This is a genomic window from Magnetofaba australis IT-1 (genome assembly GCF_002109495.1).
In the GTDB taxonomy this organism is placed as follows: Bacteria; Pseudomonadota; Magnetococcia; order Magnetococcales; family Magnetococcaceae; genus Magnetofaba; species Magnetofaba australis.
On the sequence record NZ_LVJN01000019.1, the window covers coordinates 395140 to 415835 of the forward strand.

General features: G+C 62.1%; 17 protein-coding genes and 3 pseudogenes. 9 read left to right on the forward strand and 11 right to left on the reverse strand.

Translation table 11 applies throughout. The features are described 5' to 3' along the window. The 4 genes from MAIT1_RS11040 to MAIT1_RS11055 form a co-directional block, all read right to left on the reverse strand. Positions 1-1287, reverse strand: a complete 1287-nt coding sequence (locus MAIT1_RS11040) for an ABC transporter substrate-binding protein (RefSeq protein ID WP_085442329.1) — start codon at positions 1285-1287, stop codon at positions 1-3. Between the two features lie 93 nt (positions 1288-1380). Beyond that, on the reverse strand, positions 1381-2094 hold the full coding sequence (locus MAIT1_RS11045; RefSeq protein WP_143814784.1) for an MMPL family transporter: 714 nt from the start codon (positions 2092-2094) through the stop codon (positions 1381-1383). Then, positions 2079-4214 (reverse strand): efflux RND transporter permease subunit, encoded by a 2136-nt coding sequence (locus MAIT1_RS11050; protein ID WP_085442331.1) that lies wholly within the window; start codon positions 4212-4214, stop codon positions 2079-2081. The genes MAIT1_RS11045 and MAIT1_RS11050 overlap by 16 nt, the downstream gene beginning before the upstream one ends. A gap of 102 nt (positions 4215-4316) precedes the next feature. Continuing rightward, positions 4317-5186 carry a class II glutamine amidotransferase gene (locus MAIT1_RS11055; protein ID WP_085442332.1) on the reverse strand — a complete coding sequence of 290 codons (870 nt, stop codon included), beginning with the start codon at positions 5184-5186 and terminating at the stop codon, positions 4317-4319. A 209-nt stretch (positions 5187-5395) separates the two neighbouring features. Here MAIT1_RS11055 and MAIT1_RS11060 point away from each other — a divergent pair, with 209 nt between their 5' ends. From MAIT1_RS11060 to MAIT1_RS22645, 7 genes and pseudogenes are all read left to right on the forward strand, one after another. Continuing rightward, on the forward strand, positions 5396-6460 hold the full coding sequence (locus MAIT1_RS11060; RefSeq protein WP_085442333.1) for a 4Fe-4S dicluster domain-containing protein: 1065 nt from the start codon (positions 5396-5398) through the stop codon (positions 6458-6460). Then, entirely contained in the window at positions 6457-7335 is an 879-nt protein-coding gene (locus MAIT1_RS11065) for an FAD/NAD(P)-binding protein (protein WP_085442334.1), read from the forward strand. The genes MAIT1_RS11060 and MAIT1_RS11065 overlap by 4 nt, the downstream gene beginning before the upstream one ends. Before the next feature lie 77 nt (positions 7336-7412). Then, positions 7413-8288 (forward strand): NADH-quinone oxidoreductase subunit B family protein, encoded by an 876-nt coding sequence (locus tag MAIT1_RS11070; RefSeq protein WP_085442335.1) that lies wholly within the window; start codon positions 7413-7415, stop codon positions 8286-8288. Continuing rightward, positions 8285-9586 carry a Ni/Fe hydrogenase subunit alpha gene (locus MAIT1_RS11075; protein ID WP_085442336.1) on the forward strand — a complete coding sequence of 434 codons (1302 nt, stop codon included), beginning with the start codon at positions 8285-8287 and terminating at the stop codon, positions 9584-9586. The genes MAIT1_RS11070 and MAIT1_RS11075 overlap by 4 nt, the downstream gene beginning before the upstream one ends. Before the next feature lie 180 nt (positions 9587-9766). Next, positions 9767-10264 carry a hydrogenase maturation protease gene (locus MAIT1_RS11080; protein WP_085442337.1) on the forward strand — a complete coding sequence of 166 codons (498 nt, stop codon included), beginning with the start codon at positions 9767-9769 and terminating at the stop codon, positions 10262-10264. A gap of 209 nt (positions 10265-10473) precedes the next feature. Beyond that, on the forward strand, positions 10474-10935 hold the full coding sequence (locus tag MAIT1_RS11085; RefSeq protein ID WP_085442338.1) for a DsrE family protein: 462 nt from the start codon (positions 10474-10476) through the stop codon (positions 10933-10935). A 362-nt stretch (positions 10936-11297) separates the two neighbouring features. Further along, positions 11298-11531, forward strand: a pseudogene (locus tag MAIT1_RS22645) (transposase); the annotation flags it as partial. Positions 11532-11906: 375 nt separating this feature from the next. On the opposite strand, the gene MAIT1_RS11095 reads toward MAIT1_RS22645, so the two are convergent. From MAIT1_RS11095 to MAIT1_RS11105, 3 genes are read right to left on the reverse strand one after another with little or no spacing between them, the layout of a single operon-like run. Further along, positions 11907-12407 (reverse strand): integrase core domain-containing protein, encoded by a 501-nt coding sequence (locus MAIT1_RS11095; protein ID WP_338038715.1) that lies wholly within the window; start codon positions 12405-12407, stop codon positions 11907-11909. Between the two features lie 49 nt (positions 12408-12456). Beyond that, positions 12457-13440, reverse strand: coding sequence for an IS3 family transposase (locus MAIT1_RS11100; protein WP_198947757.1), 984 nt, complete (start codon positions 13438-13440; stop codon positions 12457-12459). Positions 13441-13451: 11 nt separating this feature from the next. Continuing rightward, positions 13452-13754, reverse strand: coding sequence for a transposase (locus tag MAIT1_RS11105; protein WP_085440078.1), 303 nt, complete (start codon positions 13752-13754; stop codon positions 13452-13454). A 278-nt stretch (positions 13755-14032) separates the two neighbouring features. Here MAIT1_RS11105 and MAIT1_RS11110 point away from each other — a divergent pair. Next, positions 14033-14813 (forward strand): annotated as a pseudogene (locus tag MAIT1_RS11110) (IS110 family RNA-guided transposase). 476 nt (positions 14814-15289) lie between these two features. After that, a pseudogene (locus MAIT1_RS22285) lies at positions 15290-15851 on the forward strand (IS3 family transposase); the annotation flags it as partial. Between the two features lie 67 nt (positions 15852-15918). On the opposite strand, the gene MAIT1_RS11125 reads toward MAIT1_RS22285, so the two are convergent. The 4 genes from MAIT1_RS11125 to nadA form a co-directional block, all read right to left on the reverse strand. Continuing rightward, entirely contained in the window at positions 15919-17142 is a 1224-nt protein-coding gene (locus MAIT1_RS11125) for a ChaN family lipoprotein (RefSeq protein WP_085442342.1), read from the reverse strand. Between the two features lie 263 nt (positions 17143-17405). Continuing rightward, the gene (locus tag MAIT1_RS22705; RefSeq protein WP_085442343.1) at positions 17406-18938 is read right to left on the reverse strand and encodes an HD domain-containing protein; all 1533 of its coding nucleotides are present in this window, start codon (positions 18936-18938) and stop codon (positions 17406-17408) included. Continuing rightward, positions 18935-19384: an HD domain-containing protein gene (locus MAIT1_RS11135; protein ID WP_085442344.1), complete on the reverse strand. Its 450-nt coding sequence runs from the start codon at positions 19382-19384 to the stop codon at positions 18935-18937. The genes MAIT1_RS22705 and MAIT1_RS11135 overlap by 4 nt, the downstream gene beginning before the upstream one ends. Before the next feature lie 9 nt (positions 19385-19393). Then, the gene (gene nadA, locus MAIT1_RS11140; RefSeq protein ID WP_085442345.1) at positions 19394-20485 is read right to left on the reverse strand and encodes a quinolinate synthase NadA; all 1092 of its coding nucleotides are present in this window, start codon (positions 20483-20485) and stop codon (positions 19394-19396) included. Between the last annotated feature and the right edge of the window lie 211 nt (positions 20486-20696).

The following is a 20696-nucleotide window of genomic DNA, read 5'->3' on the forward strand; positions in this document are numbered from 1 at the left end:
TTAGGAGAGCAGGAATTCGTGCCAGCGCGGCAGGCTGTACTCATAGGAGCGCATCACTGTGTTCCACACCGCCACGTTGCTGAAGCGTTTCCAGTAGGAGCCGCCGTTGCGCACCGCGCCCCGATGGATGGAGATCTTGCCGTCGGGGCCGGGCAGATCCTTGGCCGCGGGTTTGCCCTCGTACCAGTAGTCCCACTCCTGCTCGCTGAGGAATGGGCGCGAACGCTCCGGGTTGGAGATGTAGTAGCCCTGTCTGGCCACAAACGCCCCGGCCCAGCCGGAGAGCCACCAGTTCATGAACTCATAGGCCATATCCTTGACATGACCCTTGGCCTGGGAGGAGAGACACATCACCCCATGCCAGGCGCGATACCCCTCGCGGGGCGCGGCATAGACGGCGGGGATGCCATGTTCGTTCAGGTCCGCCACCGCCGGCGAGAACATGCTGGCGATCACGGCGCGTCCATTGGCCAGCATGCGCGCGGAATCCGGCACCGAGTTCCAAAAGCCGCTGAAGTGGCCCTGGCGCTTGAGCGGGATGAGAATGTCGAACAGGCGGTCGACCTCCGCTTCGGTCATGTCGCCCATGTTCTCAAAGCGCATCAGCCCCTGCGCCTCCACCGCCAGGGCGAGGTCGAAGATGCCGATGGTGGGCTCGTTGACGATGGCCACGCGGCCGTGCCAGCGCTCGTCCAGCAGCCAGCCCCAGCTTTCGCTGTCGTAGGCTTTGCCTCTGGGGACCACGCGGGTGTCGTAGCCGAAGGCGTCGACATTGTGCACGTAGGGCAGGAAGCTGATGCGTCCGGTCTGCTGCGGGCCAAGTCCGCCATCGGCCTGCACGTTGAGCAGGCGGTAGGGAGCGTCGCCCAGGCCGACCTTGGCGCTTTGGGTGAGGCGGCCGGTTTTGGTGAGATTGTTGATCTCGTTCCAGTATTGAATGCGATCGATGTCGATGGGCTGAATCGAGCCGGCGCGCCACAGGATGTTGATGCTGTTGGACCACTGCTCGTAGATATCGAACGCCTCGGGGCGGGCGGAGGCCTTCTGCTGCACCCGCGCGCTGCCGCCGGCTTCGAACAGGATGGGAAAGCCCAGGTCGGCTTCGGCTTTGCGGCGGATCGCCTCACGCAGGGTCACATGGGTGCCCAACACCCGCAGCGGGGCCTTGTGGGAGGCGTGCACAAACGGGCCGCAGGAGACAGAGGCTGCTGTGGCGGCGGCGGCGCTGATTGAATGCTTGAGGAGTTGACGGCGGGATAACCCGGACGTCGGGGCGTCTTCGCTCACAAGGCCTCTCCGGCTGCAAAAGGGAGATGAGAGTGAAAATTATATCGAATTACACTGCATCCGTCGACACCCTGACTCTTTGTTACACCTGTGCTAGGCCTGCGCGCCAAACGGTTTGAAAGATTTGAGTAGAATTGGCAGCACCATCAGGTTGGCCAGCAGCGCGATGGTCATGGCCAGCGCGGTGAGTAGACCGAAGTAGATGGTGGGCATGAACTCCGACAGGGTCATGATGGAGAAGCCCAGGGCGATGGTCAGGGTGGTGTAGTAGAGCGCCAGGCCGATGGCGCCGTGGGCGCGATGCATGGCGTTACCGTAGTCGCCATCGGCGGGGAGTTCATCGCGGAAGCGCAGCACGTAGTGGATGGTGTTGTCCACCCCGATGCCGATGCTGATGGCGGCGATGGTGATGGTCATGATGTCCAGCGGGATGCCCAAAAAGCCCATCAGCCCCAGCACCATGGGCGCGGCGATGAGATTAGGGGCGATGGCGACAAGAGCCAGTTTGATGGAGCGGAACAGGATGATGAACATCACCAGAATCGCGCCGAACACCGCGCCCAGAGAGAGGATCTGCGACTGGAACAGGCTCTGCAGAAGATTGTTATACAGCACCAGCATGCCGCTCAATTGGAACTGCTCCGGGGCCAAGCCCAGTTCGCTGGGCAACTCGGCGCGGATCTTTTTCAGCAGCTCGTCGCGCTTGAGATTGGCGTCGGTCTCGAACACCCGCGCCGAGAAGCGCAGTTGGTTGCCGTCGGGCGACAGATAGGGGCTGAACAGGGTGCGCTTCATGTGCGCGGGCACAGGCGCTCGTAGAGGATCGACAAGGTGACGTCGTCGAGCATCTGGCCGCCATTGATCTGCTTGAGGATCTCCATGGTGGTGGCCAGCGACAGCACTTTGCCCACCTCGGGGATGCCGTCCAGGTAGTCATGGATGCGGCGTACGTCCTCGGCCATGAAGCTGTTGAACCAGTAGCTGCGGCCGGTGATGCCGGGGTCGGTGGCCAACGGCGCTTCGGCGGCCAGGGTCTTGGCGCTCAAGCCCACCACCGCCAGCGGATCGGCTTCGGCGGGGGGCGGCTGGGTGAGCCCGACCACCGCCAGCGGATCTTGCGACGCAGGGGCCGGGGCCAGGCCGACCACGGCGAGAGGGTCCTGCGGCGCCGATTGCGCCGGTTTGGGTGTCGTCGAGGGCGCCAGTCCCACCACCGCCAGAGGATCTTCCAGCGCGGGCTGGGCGGGCTTGGACGCGGGAGCGAGCCCCACCACCGCCAGCGGATCTTCCGGCGCGGGTTGCGCAGAGGTCGTCGCGGGCGCCAGCCCCACCACCGCCAAGGGGTCGTTAGCCGCTGCGGGGGCAGTCTTCGCAGTCTCCTCAGGGGCTGTTTCAACCGGCGCCGCCGCGCGTTTGGGCGGTGGATTGACGATCACATCCAACGAGATGGTGCCGCCCAGTTCGCGGTCGATGAGCAGCATGCCCTGGTGAATCTCGGTGGACTCCTTGAAGTTGTCGATGAAGCGGTTCTCCACCGTTAATTGGCGCAGTCCCAACGCGCCGAGCACGGTGAACAGCGCGGCGGCGAGCATGATGGCGCCGCCGCGACGCTCAATCACCCGCGGCAGCCATGCCGACACCACCGCGGTGTAGTCGCGCTCCTCCTGCGGCCTGCCGGGTTTGATCAGCATCAGCGCGGCGGGCAGCAGGGTGAACGCCAGCAGCAGCGCCACCGCCAGACTGACGCTCATCATCCAGCCGAAGTCGATCACCGGGCGCACCCCGCTGACCACCAGCGAGCCGAACGCCACCGCCGTGGTCAGCACCATGTACAGGCAGGCGGTGAATTTGCTTTTGACCGTCTCCAGCACCAGAAAGCGTTGGTCGGCGTCGGGGTGCAGGCGATGCAGTTCACGATGGCGCACCGCCAGATGGATCGACAGCGAGAGGATGAAGATCAGCAGCAGCGCCGGGAAGTTGGAGGAGACGATGGTGATCTTCCAGCCGAACAGGGCGAACAGCCCCACCGCGCTGACGCTGGCGGCCACCGCCGTAATCATCGGCAGAATCACCCACAGCGCGCTGCGGAAGGCGATCCACAGCAGCAGCGCCAGCATGCCCAACACCGCCAGCCCGAAGGTGCGGATGTCGTGGCGCACGAAGTGGATCATGTCATTGACGATCATCGGCGCGCCGCCCAGGTGCAGGGTGGCTTTATCGGCGTGGCGCGCCATGATGGCGCGGATGGCGGCGATGTCGCGCTCCTCCTGGTCGGCCAGGGCGTCAGAGTGCTCCTTGAAGCGCAGGGTCACCGAGTCCAGGCGCTGCTGCTCCTGGGCGCTGAAGCCGGGCTCCAGACGTTTGGAGCGCAGCTGATCGCGCTCGGTGAGCAGCGACACATAGATGGGGTCGCGCTTGAAATTGAGCTGGATGGCGGTGGTCTTGCCTGATTTGCCCACCAGCAGATTGCTGTAGAGCGGGCTGCTGGTCAGCTCGCGCCGCGCCATCTCCAGGTCGAGCCCGGGGGTGAGCAGGGTGCGGGTCTCCTTCTGGATGTCAGCCAGGGTCACCGGCGGGCTCTGCAGCAGCGGCGCGTCCAGCGCGCTGGTCACCGACGAAACCCGCTCCATGGCCGCCAGTTCATCGCGCAGTTGCTTGAGGTCGGCGAGGGTTTCCTGGGTGAACAGGTCCGCTTTGGGGGTGTAGGTGACGATGAGGAAGTCGTCGCCCGCATAGCGGCCGCTCATGGAGCGGTAGTAGTTGAGATCGGCGTCGTTCTCCAGCACCAGGGAGTCGGCGGAGATGTCGATGCGCAAAGCTTGCGCCTGGATGCCCAGCCAAGCCACGCACGCGGCTATAATCAGCAGCGTCAGGATGGGGCGGGCGAGAATGGCTTTGTCGTAGAGGGAGAGCAGTGTTTTTTTCATGAATAGGTCCACAGCCGACGCAGGATCGGGAAATCCTGGTTTTTTAGCACACTCCGGCCAGACAGGTCATGGCTTTACGTGCGTGCGCGAAGGCTGCAAAAGTCAGGTGGGTTGCGCGTTGGCGCGGGCGATGAGTCGTCCCTTGGAGAGGGCGATCACCTCCCCCTCAGGCAGCGGACGCCAGCGTTCGTCGCTGAGCGGCACGCTGGCGACCAGCGCGGCGGCCTGTTTTTCGATGCGGTTGGGGCGTCCGCTGACCCCGGGGCCCAGCTCCAACCCCGTGAGTTTGCTCTGTTTGCCGTGCTGGCTGGGGCGGCCATCGCAGACCCGGCAGAGCAGGTGCAGTCCCGGCGCGCTGATCTCGCCGCTGTCCTGTCGCCGGATGTGGCTGTGGGCGAACAGCACATAACCGTCGCTGTAGAGAAAATTGGCCTGTCCCAGGGGGGAGATATCTTCGGCGAACTGACGCACCACATCCAGGCGGGCCTGTAGCGACGGGATGGGGCCTGGGGCGTCGCCGTGGCCCTGCCACAGTTTGCGCATGCGCTCCATCAAGCTGCAAAAGGCGTATTCGGAGTCGGTGTCGCCCACCGGGAAGAAGCGCTCCAGGTGGAAGCAGCCCACCTGCTCGATGCCGGGCAACTCGCCATTGTGGGCGAAGATGTGGCGATGGGCGGCCATCTCGCGGGCGAACGGCTGGGTGTTGCGCAGGGCGATGCCGCCCTGGGTGGCCTTGCGGATGTGCGAAATCACCAACTCGCTGTGCATTTCGTAATCTTCCACGAAACGCGCAAAGCCGCTGCTGCTGGCCGACTGCGCTTCGCGCAGCAGCAGGGCGTCGCCATCCTCATAGTAGGCGATGCCCCAGCCATCCTTGTGTGGTCCTTCGGCGCCGCCATGCCGGGCGAAACGCTCCAGGGAGAGGCGCACCGTGGTGGGCAGGCGCGCGGACATGCCGAACAGTTCGCACATGGTCGGGTATCGCAGCTCCAAACGAATGAAAATATGTCGTAAGACGCTATACAATTATGACGCAATTGTAAAGTTTTGGACCGCGCGCTCTGTGCGTGAAAACCCTCTGTGAAATCGGGATTCAGAGTGTCGATCTGAATTGAAAAACTGTGTTGATGGGCCGATAATAAAAAGTGTGTGTAACAGGGTGTGGCTCCTGGGAGGGCGTCATGAGCGGGTGGATTCTGCCACAGGCTGAATTGGGACCGTTCCTGCAAACCGTGCGCGAACAGATGCAGGTGTTTGCCCCCACTGCGGTGGAGGCGGAGGGGCTGTGCGCATTGCGCCCCTTAAACGGCGCCATCGGACCGCCCGACACCGAGGCGCGGCGCACCATGCTGCCGCCAAAAAAACTGCTTCTGCCCAACAACGAAACCCTCTTCACCTTTGACGCCGAAGGCTACCATCCGGCGCCGGTGGATGATGCGCCCACGGTGCTGTTCGGGCTGCATCCGTGCGATCTGCGCGCCATCAGCCTGTTGGACCGCTTCTTTGGCGCGCGCATCGCCGACCAGCGCTATGTTCAACGCCGCGCCGCCACCCGCCTGATCGGTGCCGACTGTCTGCCTGACGACGCCTGCTTCTGCCACTCGGTAGTGGCCTCGGAGCCCCGTGACGCCGTGTATGATCTGTTCCTGTGGAGTTTGGAGGATCGCTTCTGGGTGACGGTCAATGGCGAGTCGGGGGCGGCGTTGATCGATCTGGATCGCAAACGCTTCCGTCATCCGCGCCCGGCGGATCGCCTGGCGCTGCAACGACGCCAGCAACTGCGCGCGCGCATGCTGGAGAATGGACGCGCGCGGCGACAGGCGCGCGGCGATGCGCAGTGGAGCTGGCGGGAGTGGAGCGCGGCCTGCTTCACCTGCGGCGCCTGCGCCATGGTCTGCCCCACCTGCGTGTGCACCACACAGGAGGAGCATCCCAGTCTGGATGGCGCCAGCGGCGAGCGGGTGCGGCGCTGGTCGGCCTGCCTCTACCAGAACTACGACCGCGCCGCGGGCGAACACCACTTCCGCAACGAACGCATGGAGCGCGCGCGCAACCGCTTTGAACACAAAATGCTCGGCTGCGGCGTGGGTGAAGAGGGGGTCAAGTGCGTCGGCTGCGGACGCTGTGTGGTCAACTGCCCGGCGCAACTGCCGCTGGGTGAGGCGCTGGAGCGCGCTGCGGGGAATTTGCAACGGGCGCAAGCGATCAAAGCCGCCGCCGCCAATCCGGGAGGAGAGGAGTCATGAACGCGCCGCTGAGAGTGTCGACCCCTGAGGCCGCGCCGCTGGATCCGTTAATGCCGCTGGCTGCGCGCCTGCGACGACGCGAGCGCCTGAGCGACGATGTGGCGCTGTTCACCGTCACTTTAGAGCAGCCTGAAATGGGCGGTCCCACGGGCGCCAACCATCAGCCGGGACAGTTTGTCATGCTGTCGGCGCCGGGGGTGGGCGAAGCCCCCTTCTGTCTGTGCCACGCCGCCAGCACCCATGAGGATGGGGTGGAGCTGTGCATCCGCCGCGTGGGCGAGGTCACCGCGCGTCTGTTCGACCTGCCTGAAGGGGCGTTGTTGGGGCTGCGTGGACCGCTGGGCAGCGGTTTTGAGATGGATGATCTGGTGGGCGGCGACCTGCTGCTCATCGCTGGCGGCATGGGTATGGCGCCCCTGCGCTCGGTGCTGCAGGCGGCGTTGACGCGGCGGCGTGAGATCGACCGGCTGATCCTCATCGACGGCGCCCGCACCATGGCCGATCTGATCTTCTGGCCGGAGCTGGCGGCGCTGCCTGCGGATGTGGAGCGGCTGTTTGCGCTGGATGATCCCAGCGGGGCGCGGGTGGAGCCGCTGATTACAGGGCATGTGGGCATGGCGCTGGCGCAAGTGGCGCTGGATCCGAACCGTGTGAAAGTGGCGCTGTGCGGCCCGCCGGTGATGCTGGAGCCGGTGGTGCGAGGGTTGGAGGCGCGTGGGGTGAGCGCAGAGGATATCTTCATCACCTTTGAACGGCGCATGAGTTGTGGCGTGGGCCATTGCGGCCACTGCGCCATGGGGCGGCGTTATGTGTGCGTGGATGGTCCGGTCTTCTCCGCCGCGGCGGCGCGGGAGTTGGGCGAAGGGCTGCGATAATCGCAACGGGAGTTGCGCCTGTTTGATGATAAAAACACTCTGAAAACAGGCCTCGAGGGGAGAAAAAGGAGAGCGTTATGGCTTCCCAGGCGCCAATGCCGAATAGCGATGGACGGGTGCGAGTGGGCATCTATGGCCTCACCGGCTGCGCAGGCGACCAGTTGGCGATTCTCAATGATGAGGCGCTGCTGCTCTCTTTGGCGCAATTGACCCACATTGTGGATTTTGGCATGGCCAGCTCCGAGGCGGGCGTGGATGACGCGCCGCTGGATCTGGCCATTGTGGAGGGCGCGGTCTGTTCAAAACGCGACCTGCGCGTGCTGCGCGCCATTCGCGCCCGCGCCACCCGCCTGATGGCGCTGGGCAGTTGCGCGCTGTTTGGCGGCTTGCCCGCCATGGACGCGCAGACCCCGTTGGCCATGCGTCGTTTGGCGGTGTATGGCAATGCGCCGTCGGCGTCGCTGGACGAATCCCTGCCCGCCGCGCCATTGAGCGACTATGTGATGGTGGATTACGCCATCCCCGGTTGCCCTATCGAAACCCGCGAACTGGCCGACGCCCTGGCGCGCATTCTGGCGGGCGGCGAGCCGCTGCGTCACGACGCGCCGGTGTGCGCCGACTGCCGTTTGGCGGAGAACGTCTGTCTGGCGCAGCGCGGCGATGTGTGTTGCGGCCCGCTCACCCGCGGCGGCTGCGGGGCGCGCTGTGTGGGCTTTGGGCAGGCGTGTCGCGGTTGTCGCGGACCGGTGGACGATCCCGCCTTCGATCGCGTGGCGCTGTCGCTCATGAGCCAGGGGTTGGGTAAGGAGCAGGCCATCGCGGCCATGCAGCGCTTCTCGGCTCCAGCCTGGACAGGCGAGCGGCTGGCGGGGGCGTTTGAAGAGGATCCTCGGCATCTGGGCGTGGGGCGCAAGCCGAAACCGCCGCGCTGGACAACGGAGTCGATCTCATGACGCGCACCATCGAAATCAATCATGTGTATCGGGTGGAGGGGCATGGCGGCATCCGTGTGGTGATGGACGATCGCGGCGTGCAGCGCTGTGAGATGGATATCTTCGAAGGCGCGCGTTTCTACGAGGCACTGCTGCGCGGCAAGTCGGCGCGGGAGGTTCCCGGCATCATCTGTCGGGTGTGCGCCATCTGCGCCGCCGGACATACGCTGTGTTCGGTGGGGGCCATTGAGAACGCCCTGAGCATTACCCCCAGCGCCGACGCCCTGCGCTTTCGCGAACTGCTCAATCTGGGCCAGTTTATCGAGAGCCACGCCTTGCATCTGTTCTGTCTGGCCGCGCCGGACTACGAGGGGTTCGCCAGCGTGTTGGGGATGCTGGAGAAGTTCCCCGACGAGGTGGGCAAAGGGCTGGCGCTCAAACGGGTGGGCAATCGCATTCAGGAGATCGTCGGCGGGCGCGCCATCCACCCCATGAACGTGGTGGTGGGCGGTCTGGGCAAGCGTCCCAGCGCCGAGCAGATGCGCCCTCTGGCCGATGAGTTGGATGGGGCGTTGGAGCAGGCGCTGTCGCTGGAGTCGCTGGTGGTGGGGTGGAAGACCCCGGAGTTGGGTCTGGAGGAGCCGCTCTATGTGGCGCTGCGTCCCGATGGCGACGCCTTCGCCCTGACCGGCTCAACCATCGCCGCACGCGGCTATGAGGAGCTGCCGGTGGCGCAGTTCCGCGCCCGCGTGCATGAGTCGGTGGTGCGCCACTCCACCGCCAAACAGTCGCGCTTCGCCAATCGCCCCTTCATGGTGGGGGCGGCGGCGCGTCTGTTCCACAATGGCGAGCGCCTCACCGGCGAGGCGGGGCGGCTGTTTGCCCAGTGGATGCCGCGTCCCATCCTCACCAGCCACAACACTCTGGCGCAGTATGTGGAACTGGTGTGGGCCATTGAGCGCGCCTGTGTGTTGGCGCGGGAGTTGATCGAGGGGCCGCCCATCGTCAATGCCCCCATTGAGCGGGAGCCGACCACCCATCAGGGGGTGGCGGCGCTGGAGGTTCCCCGCGGGACGCTCTATCACGCCTATTTGTGTAATGCTGAGGGGCTCATCGCTGACGCCGACGTCATCACCCCCACGGCGCAGAATCTGGCCAACATCGAGCAGGATTTCCACCATCTGGCCGCCTATGGTCTGCAGCGCGGGGTGGAGGAGGCGGAGATGCGCGGGCGATTGGAGTTCATGGCGCGCGCCTATGATCCCTGTATCTCCTGCGCCACCCATCTGGTGGATTTGACGTGGCGGCGGAGCGCCTGATCGCGTATAAAAGTGGGCGTTTAGCTTTGAATTCCTTGAGCTTCCCAGAGGGCGTTCGCGCGCCCTCTGTGCGGCTTTGAACGCCCTTGCCCTGACGCCAGCACAAGAGTCTGAGCGTTGCGGCGCGGCAAACTCTCCTCCCCTGTGACTCTTTGCCCACGCGTGTTGTCCAATTTCCTTATGAACGCTTCCTCTTCTCTTCCCTCCTGGGGCCTGGTTGGTCTGGGCAACCCGCTGTTTGGCGACGATGGCGTCGGCGTGGCGGTGGCCATCGCCGTGGCTGCGCGCGCGCCGGGCGCGTGGGTGCGCGAACTGGGCTCCGATCTGCTGACCCTGCAGACCCATGCGCCCTATCCGCGCAAATTGTGGATTGTGGACGCTGCGCGCGGCGTGGCGGCGGGTCAGGTGGAGATCCTCACCGCCGAGCAGTGGCGGCAAGGGCCGGAGGCGGCGTTGGGGTGGGGGCACCATCTGAGCATGGCGCAGGCGCTCAAGCTGCTGATGGCCACCGACGCCGATTTCGCCGCGATTGATTGGCGTTTGGTCGCCATCGGCGTTGGCGATGAGCCGGTGCGGCTGCAAACGGAACTCTCGCCTACGGTTGCGGCGGCGGCGGCGGGAGTGATTGAGCAACTCAGTCAAGAGGCGGAAGCCGCGCTCGCTGAGCCCAGAGGCTGAGGTCTGCGGTTGGAAAGAAAATCTCCTCGCCCCGTTTGCGTCGCTTACGCTCTCCCTGCGGGCGGCTGCGCGTAGGGAGGCGCAGCAGAGTGCGGCAAAGCACCCATGTCGTCAGGGCAAATAACACATAGGTCGTCACGCCCCGCCATCGCTATACTGAGCGGACCAACCTGTGGGGGGATGGTCGTCTCAATTGTAGGGGATTTGTGATGAAGAAATTGTGGTTGATGGTGCAATCTCTGCTGCTGGCGTTGACGCTGGCGACGCCGCTTTGGGCTTCATCCCATGGCGGTCATGGCGCTGCGGCGTCGGGGCAAAGCCTGTTTGTCAATATCGCCAGCGATGATCTGAATCGTGCGGTGATGGCCATTGGCATGCCGCATAAGGTTCTGCAAATGAAGAAGATCCCGGTGACGCTCTTCTTCAACGCTGAGGCGGTGCGACTGCTCAATAAGAATATCCCCGCCCATGCGCGCTCCGGCGGCGCCGATATTCACGCCATGTTGCGCTCTTTTATGCAAGATGGCGGCGTGGTGATCGTCTGCCCCATGTGCATGACCCAAGTGGGCGGCATGACGGCGGATGATTTGATCGAAGGGGTGACCCTGGGCGGTCCGGACGCCACATGGCCGCCGCTGTTTGCCCCCGGCGCGGTGGTGCTGAGTTACTGAGTCGTCGCCGGATGCGCGCGGATTAGGAGGAATTTACACGCCCCTTTTCGCTAAGCGAGAGGGGCGTTTTTCTGCAAGCTTGTATGGCTGGCCTCAAATCTTTTTGTGGCCAGCTTGTATGTTGGAAATCGTCTCCGTGACCGCGTTGTAGGCCAAGTCGAATTCAAACTCCCGCAAAAACTGTGTGACCTTCTGAAACAGGTTTGGCGGCAGCAGGTGGCCGGACTCCTTCAAAATTGATCCTGCCCGCTGATGATGGACACCCTATTAAGCGAGTATACTGCGCGACAGAGGTAATCTTTGGCAGTGCATACCAAGGGCGGAAAGGGCCGCCGGAGATATTCTGAACAGTCCGGACCGAAGCGATCAAATTGGCGGAGAAGTTAGGTGTTCTATCAGCGGCAAAAGAGTTAGGACTGCACGATTCGCAGCTTTATACATGGATGGCCAAAGCGCGGTCAGAGCGCAATCGTAGTGAATTGGAGAGGGAGAAAGAGTCAGAGATTGTTAGGCTTAAGCGTCAGTTAGCCGAACAGGCGGAAGAGTTGGCCATTGCAAAAAAGTTCGCAGTGTACTTTGCGAGGAGCCTGAAGTGAAGTACGCGTTTATGGCCCAACATGCAGGCTCATTTGGGGTAAGAGCGATGTGCCGAATCCTGGGTTTATCCAGGAGCGGCTATTACGCCTGGCGGCAGCGCCGTTCAGCAGGCGCTCTTCCACGGGCGTTGCGCCAGAGTCATCTGGACAATTTGGTGGAGCAAGCCTTTAAGGCGTGTAAGGGGCGGTCAGGTTCACCGCGCCTTCCGCGTGACTTATCGCGCCAGGCACGATTATGAGCGTAGAATGGTGGCGAACAGCATGCACAGGCAGGGCTTACGTGCAAAGGCGGCCAGAAAGTATAGTCGCTTGAATCCAGAATGACACTGTGCTGGTTCAGCGGAAACATGACAACCGCCTAAGCCAAAATATCAGTTAGCCGTTCGCCTTTTCAGCCATTTTTTGGGATGGCTGAAAAGACTGCTTTTGGTACGTCGTCCGACGCCGTTCTCTGGCCGCCTCAAGCTTTTGATCTCGTTCGGCCAGGATCTGCACATGCCGCCCTTCCAGGCGATCCTGTGGGGTGACGTAGTCGATGGCGCTATGGAGCCGCCGGGTGTTGTAATGCTCGACGTACTTTCCCACAACCCGCTGGGCATCTTCCAGCGATAATGGCGTCTGAGGCCGAATGCACTCACGCTTCAAACTACCGTGAAAACGCTCCAGCTTTCCGTTGCTCTGCGTATAGTAAGGCGAAGTCCTCACATGCGTCATGCCGGATTCCCGGATGAACGCCTTAAAATCGTTGGCAACGAACTGCGGCCCATTGTCTGAGATCAGCCGCGGCTTAGCTTCCGGATAGGCCTCCTGAGCTCGGAGCAGGACCACTTCAACCTCATCTTCCTTCATCGACTCACGAATCTCCCAGTGGAGGATATGTGCTGGTTCAGCGGAAACATGACAACCGCCTAAGCCAAAATATCAGTTAGCCGTTCGCCTTTTCAGCCATTTTTTGGGATGGCTGAAAAGACTGCTTTTGGTACGTCGTCCGACGCCGTTCTCTGGCCGCCTCAAGCTTTTGATCTCGTTCGGCCAGGATCTGCACATGCCGCCCTTCCAGGCGATCCTGTGGGGTGACGTAGTCGATGGCGCTATGGAGCCGCCGGGTGTTGTAATGCTCGACGTACTTTCCCACAACCCGCTGGGCATCTTCCAGCGATAATGGCGTCTGAGGCCGAATGCACTCACGCTTCAAACTACCGTGAAAACGCTCCAGCTTTCCGTTGCTCTGCGGATAGTAAGGCGAAGTCCTCACATGCGTCATGCCGGATTCCCGGATGAACGCCTTAAAATCGTTGGCAACGAACTGCGGCCCATTGTCTGAGATCAGCCGCGGCTTAGCTTCCGGATAGGCCTCCTGAGCTCGGAGCAGGACCACTTCAACCTCATCTTCCTTCATCGACTCACGAATCTCCCAGTGGAGGATAAACCTGCTACATCCATCCAGGACACTGCACAGATAGTAGAACGTCCCCTGGATATTCAGATAGGAGATGTCCACATGCCAGTGTTTATGCGGTTCCGAAGGCTGTTTGAACCCTGTGCCCTTCTGCGAGGGCGGTGGGCTCCAACGACGCATCAGCCCGGCAGTTCTGAGCACACGCAGCACTGAAGAGGGGCTGACCGCCACCACGCCTGCATCCAGCATCATGTAGGTCAGGCGCCGATAGCCCTCTGACGGATGTTCATGGAAAAAGGCGACAATCGCTTCCCTTTCCCAATCGTCCAGCCAAAAATCTCGGGGAATACGGCCATTGTGGTCGTTAACCATTCCATAGCGCTTGCGCCATGAATAGAACTTGCCCCTTTGCACGCCTATCCAGTTGATAATTCGGCTCGTGTCGATTTCGCTCTTGTCTGACCAAAACGCCACGAAATCCACCACCGAATCCCGTATGTCCGGCTCCACCCAGCAGCCGTTCAGCTCACCCCAAGACTTTTTTTTAGCGCAACATGCGCCTCAAGAAGCTCGGACATAACTTCATTTTTGGTTGCCAACTTCGCTTCTAGTTCGGCAATCTGTCGGTCACAAGCCTTTTGGCCGCGTTTGTCAGACAAGGCCGCTTCGCCGTTCTCAAACAAAGCCTTTTGCCAGCGATAGTACTGGCTGGGCTGAATGCCCGCCTCGTCGCACAGATCCGAGAGAACCACCTTCTCGACCAGGTGACGGCGCACATAGCCTACCTTCTGCTCAGCCGTAAATCTCCGCTTCTTCCGTTCCATACAAACCTCCGCTCAATATCTCTACATTATGAACGATTGGTTTGTCATTTTCCATCTGAACCGAAACAACACGAATCCAAAGCGCTTATTGTTTGCGTGACGTTGGTTCAGCTTGCGCTGACTATGTGACAAATTTCCACAGGAAATTTGTCGGGATTCTTAAGGGGCTGTGACCCTTAAGCGGGTGTAATGGAATGGTCCGCTCCGCTACCCAAACGGCCTCGCAATGGGCCAAGATGGTGGTGTGTTTTTCCATCTAAACGGAGTCGGAGCGGACCATGAGCAATCATATCGAAAACGGACAGGTACGGGTACTGGGGATTGATCTGGGCAAGAGCGTGTTTCAGTTGCATGGCGTGGATGCGCGCGGCAAGAGCGTTCTGAAACAGCGCTTGAAACGAGATAAGTTACTGGAGTTCATGGCGCAACTGCCGCCGTGCCTGGTGGGGATGGAAGCCAGTAGCGGCGCGCATCACTGGGCGCGGAAATTTCAGGGATATGGGCATGATGTGCGTTTGATGGCGCCGCAATATGTGAAGCCCTACGTGAAGCGGCACAAGAACGACAGCGTGGACGCTGAGGCGATATGTGAAGCGGTACAGCGTCCGAATATGCGTTTTGTGGGGATCAAAAGCGTTGCCCAGCAAGAGATATTGTCGCTGCATCGGATACGCAGTCTGGCGGTGAAGAACCGCACGGCGTTGGTGAACCAGATTCGCGGACTGCTTGCCGAGTATGGGATTGTCTTTCCCAAGAGCATCAAACAGGCGCGGCGGGCGATTGTGCTGATTTTGAGTGAACTCCACAGGGGGCAAGGCGTGGCTGACGGGGATCAGCAAGCGGGGAAACGGTTATCTTCGCACCCTGTTGATTCATGGGGCGCGGGCGGCGTTGCGCGTGTGTGAAAACAAGCCGGATCGCCGCAGCCAGTGGGCAGTGTCGGTGTCGGAACGTCGCGGCGCAAATAGAGCAGTGGTGGCGCTGGCCAACCGCATGGCGCGCAGCGCGTGGGCGATGCTGGTGAAGCAGGAGGCCTATGGGGCCAGCGCCGCTGTGTAGAGAGAGCGCAATACAACTCTAAAAGAAAAACAGGCCGATAAGGAAAGAGAAAGAGATCCCACCAGCCAGGTTGCGAGAGAGAGTCGAGATTGATGGCGTGAAACGGCATAGCCCTGCGTGGTCAAGAACCTGTTTCGCCCAAGGGCCCATAGAGGCCGAGGGTGTGTTGAGGAGGGCCACGCGCAAATTCCATCAGGGCCAGAGGGCGACAAGCCCCTCATCAACAGGCCGGATACATGGGCGCGACTAAGCCTCACACATCAGTGGACATTTTCTCTTGCCGTGGCGGAGCGGACCATACATGGGCGGAGCCCACGATTCGGCAGGATTGCCGAATCGGACTCGCGCAGCGAGCCCGAAGGGTGAGGGCCATGGATGGCCCGAATCACGGTTTGGATTTTGACCTTGGGAGCTCGAGGGCGCAGCCCTCGATATCTTCCAGCGCCCAAATGTTCACTATTGAATGCTAGCAACTATACAAGGTCACCACGGGTTCGACACACCAGTTGCCAGTGCCCCAAAACCTCCTTCAGCAGAATTTTACGGCCACTGCGACCAACCAAAAATATGTCAGTGACATCACCTATCTATGGACAGATGAAGTCTGGCTTTACCTAGCGGTAGTAATCGACCTGTTCTCACGCACGGTGATCAGGTGGTCCATGTCCAAGCGGATCAACGCCAAACTCACATGTGACGCACTGCAAATGGCGCTGTGGAAAAGAAGAATAGCGACAGGCGTCGTCGTGTATTCAGATCGCGGTAGCCAGTACTGCTCAGGAGCCCATCAAAACTGATCAAACAGCATGATTTGCTGTGCAGTATGAGCGCCAAGGGAAACTGTTACGACAACGCCTGCGCAGAGAGTTTCTTTCACTCGCTGTTGGTTGAGGCCATTCACAGAGAAAGATTTCACACCAGAGAGCAGATGCGTCAAACAGTGTTTGAGTACATCGAGATGGACTACCACCGAGTCCGCCGCATGGCGCCAACGGCTATTTCAGCCCAACAGCGTTTGAGGCTCAACAAGTCGCTTAATGACGTGTCCAATCTTGGCGGGCAGGATCAGTTGGGGCTCTGCCCGAAGCCCCTATGACCGCACAGTCTATTTTTTGCCGTGAGGTCCCATGGGCGGCGGTGGCTCTTTGGGCAGAGTGACCGCTAACGACTGTTCGGCGCCGTCGCGCAGAATCGTGATTGTGGCGGCGTCGCCCCAGTTCAGCGCGCGAATCATCCGCACCAAAGCATGGCGGGATGCGACGTTCTGAGCGTTGATCGCTGTGATGCGGTCGCCATCTTTGAAACCAGACTGTTCAGCGATGCTGTAGGGGGTGACCTTCTCCACGCCCACGCCCGCTTGCGGCGCTGGAGGCGCGGCGTCAGGTTTGGCGGCGGCGCCCTCTGTGGGCGCGGCGGGCTCGGCCAGCAGGATGCCCAGGCGCACCGGCTCTTTGCCCTCGGGCGCTTCGGGGGTTCCCCAGGCGTAGTCGGCGTCGTTGGGGTTGATCCATTCCGCCGTCACCGTCCACGGCAGCACGATGGCGTGATCGGAGAAGCCGCGCGCATCCAGCTGCCGGGTGACCCCCTGTTTGCCGCGCAGGTGGCCCATGCCCATAACGCCCACAATGGCGCCGTTGGGATGCTGTTCTGTCCAGCCAATGAGGCCGTTGGCGAACACGGCGTCCCAGGTGGATTGCGCCTCCATGAAACGGTCGAAGGCTTGCGGCGCGGCCAGCATGCCGCCCATGGCGCGTCCGTGCTGGCTGAAGAAATCATTCAGCAGCGCGCGATATGCGGCGTTGGGCGGCTCCACGGGCGGAAGTTGTTTGGCGATCTCGGGGTCGAGGTTCTCCAAGCCCTGTTTGCGCACGCTGGAGATCAGTTCGCGTTTGACGTTCAGCGCGATGACGGGGATGTGGTTGTCGCGGGCGTAGCGCAGAATGGGCAGGTAGAGTTCGGCCTCGAAGCCCCAGGTGAAGTACCACTCCACCGCGTCGAGGAAGGCCGATTCATCGAGCTCTCCCGCCACCCAGCGATCCAGTTGTGGTTGCAGATGGCGGGGGAACATCTCCATGCCGATGGCGATGTCGCCACGACGTTGGTGCAGGGCTTGGATGACGGCCAGTTGCACGCGGTGGTGTTCGGCGTCGTCGTGGGATTCGCCCACCAGCACGAAGCGTTTTTGCGCCAGCTCGTCGAACAGGGCGTCATGGGTCAAAGAGGCGCGGTCATTCAGACGCACCGTCTGTTCGGGGGTGAGTTGGATGGGGGTCATGGTAATGAGTTGCACCAGGAGCAGGACGCCGCCGATGAGGGCCGCTGCGGGCATGATGCGATCTCCTTATTCAAGCGCCGAGGCAAAAGTGTTTGCGTGACCAACCAGACGCTAGCGCTGACTATTGGACAAATTTTCGCAGAAAATTTGTCGGGATTCTTAAGGGTCCGTGACCCTTAAGCGGGGTTTGGGGCGGCGCCCCAAGGTTTTGTCTTTTGGGGAGCTCGAGGGCGCAGCCCTCGATATCTTCCATTATGCTGGTGTTTTTCATCACCATTTTCAGGGGAGCTCGAGGGGGCAGCCCTCGATATCTTCCATTATCCATCATGATCCCGCGTAGCCAGACGTAATTGCGGGTGTCTGAATTGGCGTTGTAATAGCGCGGTTATCGCCTTCACCGCGCGGGGATCCACATACACCCGGGCCATGCGGCGCTTCTCGCGACCGAGAAAGTCGATGCGCTCGGAGATCCGTTCCGCCGCCATGGCGCGTCCGGCGCCATCGATGGCGTAGACCGGCTCCGCATGGCCCGCTTGATAGCGCAGATGGGCGTAGGGCGCGCGCTCCAACTGATCCACATAGACCAACAGAGCCAACGGTAAGTTGCGTGATTTTCCGTCGTTGCCGGTGACGCTGAGGGGCGTGTGCGCCTGCTGTTGAATGAACAGCGCCAGGGCGCAGGCGGCGTCGGCGTCGCGAATGACCGCCTCGGCGGCGGGGCGATCCTCCGGCCACAGGCCGTCGCTGTCGCCCTCGCGCCAATGCAGTCGCTTGTAGAGTCCGGCGCGATCCCGCAGCGAGCGGCTGCGGTGGCGCAGTTCGGCCATCAGATCGCTGGCGCAGTCGGCGTCGGGCAATGCCGCCCATTGACCGATGGCGCAGGCGATGACGCTGTCGTCCAGATTGAGATAATCCGCCACCGCGCCATTGTCATCCTGTTTGGGATCGCGCAGCAGAAAGCGTTGCAATGCGCTGGGGGTCTCCGGCGGCGGCGCGCCGTGTTGGTCGATGTGGGCGCGCAGAATGCGGAACAGATGGATCAACTGAATATCGAAGCCGCGCACGCTCTTGTGGTCGTAGACCTGCCGGTACATGTGGTCACGCGCTTCAATATGGCTCTCCAGCGCCGCCGGCCCCTTGCTCAGATCCACGCACAGCCGCCATTGCCCCTCCACTTGCGCCGCGCGCAGGCTGTGCAGCAGCCACGCCAGATCGTAGCGACCATAGGAGACGCCGGTGAAGTGGGCGTCGCGCAGCAGATAGTCCATGCGGTCAGCGTCCAGTTGACTGGCGATGATCTGCCGTCCCAGGCGATTGAGCCCTTCGGCGGGCAGTGCGCCGAGAATCTGGCCGACGTCGGTGAGGAACTCCTCTTCATTGAGATACAGACGGCTGGCGTGGGCGCTGATGGCGCGACGCAGCCCGGAGTTGGGGCGCGAGAGAATGCGCCAACTCCAGATCTCATGGCGCGGGCCGCCGTCGTTCAGGCTCTCAAAGGCGTGGGAGTAGGGGCCGTGGCCGACATCGTGAACCAGGGCGGCGACGCGAATGGCCAGAGCGGTCTGGTTGCGCAGCAGTCCGGGATGGCGCTGGCCCAGGGCGGCGACGATCTGCTTGGCCAGATGCATCACCCCCAGGGCGTGGGAGAAGCGCGAGTGCTCCGCCGAAGGGTAGACCCAATAGGCTGTGCCCAATTGACGAATGCGCCGCAGCCGCTGCATCTCCGGGGTGTTGATCAACTCCAGCAGCAGGGCGTCGCCCCAGTCGGCCAACTCCGGCGCGGGGCCGTGGGGCTCGCGGTGCAGCGCGATCATATCGTGAATGGCGTCGCGAAACACCTTGTGGCTCATGGGCCGCGCTCCGCTTCCATCAACTGATTCCAAGCGCGCTGGTAGCGATCCAGACGCGCATGGTCGCGTTCGCTTAAGGCGGCGTTTAAACGGGTGATGTCCATATTGTCGCGCAGGTCGGCGCGTTTGATGCGCCGCGCCGCCGGGTCCGGCGCCAGGCGGGCGATATAGGCGCTGTAGGACTCCTCCTCACGGTGGGTGAGGAGATCCAGCAGCGCCACAACGCGGGCGGAGAAGCCGCGCTCGCGCAGATCCTCCAGCGTCACGTCGGTGTCTTCAACCACATCGTGCAGCACCGCCGCGCAGCGCATCTCATCATCATCGTCCGGGCGATCCAACGCGAACATCACCCGCAGCGGATGCAGAATATAGGGGCGACCGGATTTGCACAGCTGCCCGGCATGGGCCTCCACGGCGATGGCGATGGCGGCTTGCAGGTCGCTCATTCCGCTTCCTTAGACGATGGCCAGCATGCGCTCCAAGGCGATTTTGGCCGAAGCCGCTTCGCGCGCTGGCACGGTGATGGGGTTGACCACATGCCCCTCCAGCAGATTCTCCAGGGTCCAGCACAGGTGCTGCGGGTCGATGCGGAACATGGTGGAGCACATGCAGATGCTCGGCGACAGGAAGTGAATCTCTTTGTCGGGCATCTCATGCTTGAGACGATTAACCAGATTCAGCTCGGTGCCGATGACCCACTTGGAGCCCGGCGCGCCCGCGCGCACGGCGGCTTGAATCCCCTCGGTGGAGCCCAGTGCATCGGCCTTCTGGCACACTTCGTAGCTGCACTCGGGGTGGCACATCACATTGACCCCGGGGATGCGCTCGCGCCACATGTCGATGTGCTGCGGCTGGAACATCTGGTGCACCGAACAGAAGCCGTGCCACAGGATCACTTTGGCCTCTTTGATCTGCTCGGCGGTGAGCCCGCCCATCTCCTCGTTGGGATCCCACACCACCATTTTCTCCAGGGGAACGCCCAGTTTGGCGCTGGCGTTGCGGCCCAGATGTTGGTCGGGGAAGAACAGCACCTTTTCCCGTTGGTCGAAAGCCCAGGTGAGGATATGCTCGGCGTTGGAGGAGGTGCACACCGTGCCGTTGTGGTCGCCGCAGAACGCCTTCAGGTCCGCCGCCGAGTTCACATAGGTGATGGGGGTGACGGAGGCTTCCGGGTCGATCACCGTGGCCAGTTGCTTCCAACACTCTTCCACGGCGGGCAGGTCGGCCATGTCGGCCATGGAGCAGCCCGCGTTGAGGTCCGGCAGAATGGCGATCTGCTCCGGCGAAGAGAGAATATCCGCCACTTCAGCCATGAAGTGCACGCCGCAGAAGACGATGTGTTTGGCGTTGGGGCGTTGTGACGCCAGGCGCGCCAGCTTCAGCGAGTCGCCGGTCAGATCGGCGAACTTGTACACCTCTTCGCGCTGATAGTGGTGGCCCAGAATCACGCAGCTCTCGCCCAGCTTCTCCTTGGCCGCTTCAATTCGGGCGTCCAGTTGCGCGTCATCCAGTTCGTACAGAGGCTCCAGGGCCACAGGCGTGTTCATCTTCGCTCGTTCCTTGCTGCGGTTTGTCTTTAGGGTTTTGGTGGGTTGGATGGTGAAAGATATTGAGGGCTCTGCCCTCAAACTCCCGAAATTCAACAGCCAAACCGTGGGGCTCTGCCCCACGCCCCGCTGGGGGCGCGGCCCCCAGGCCCCCGAAAATCCGGCCATAAATGTCTGGATTTTCGACTTTACGTTTGTGCTTGGCCGGGCG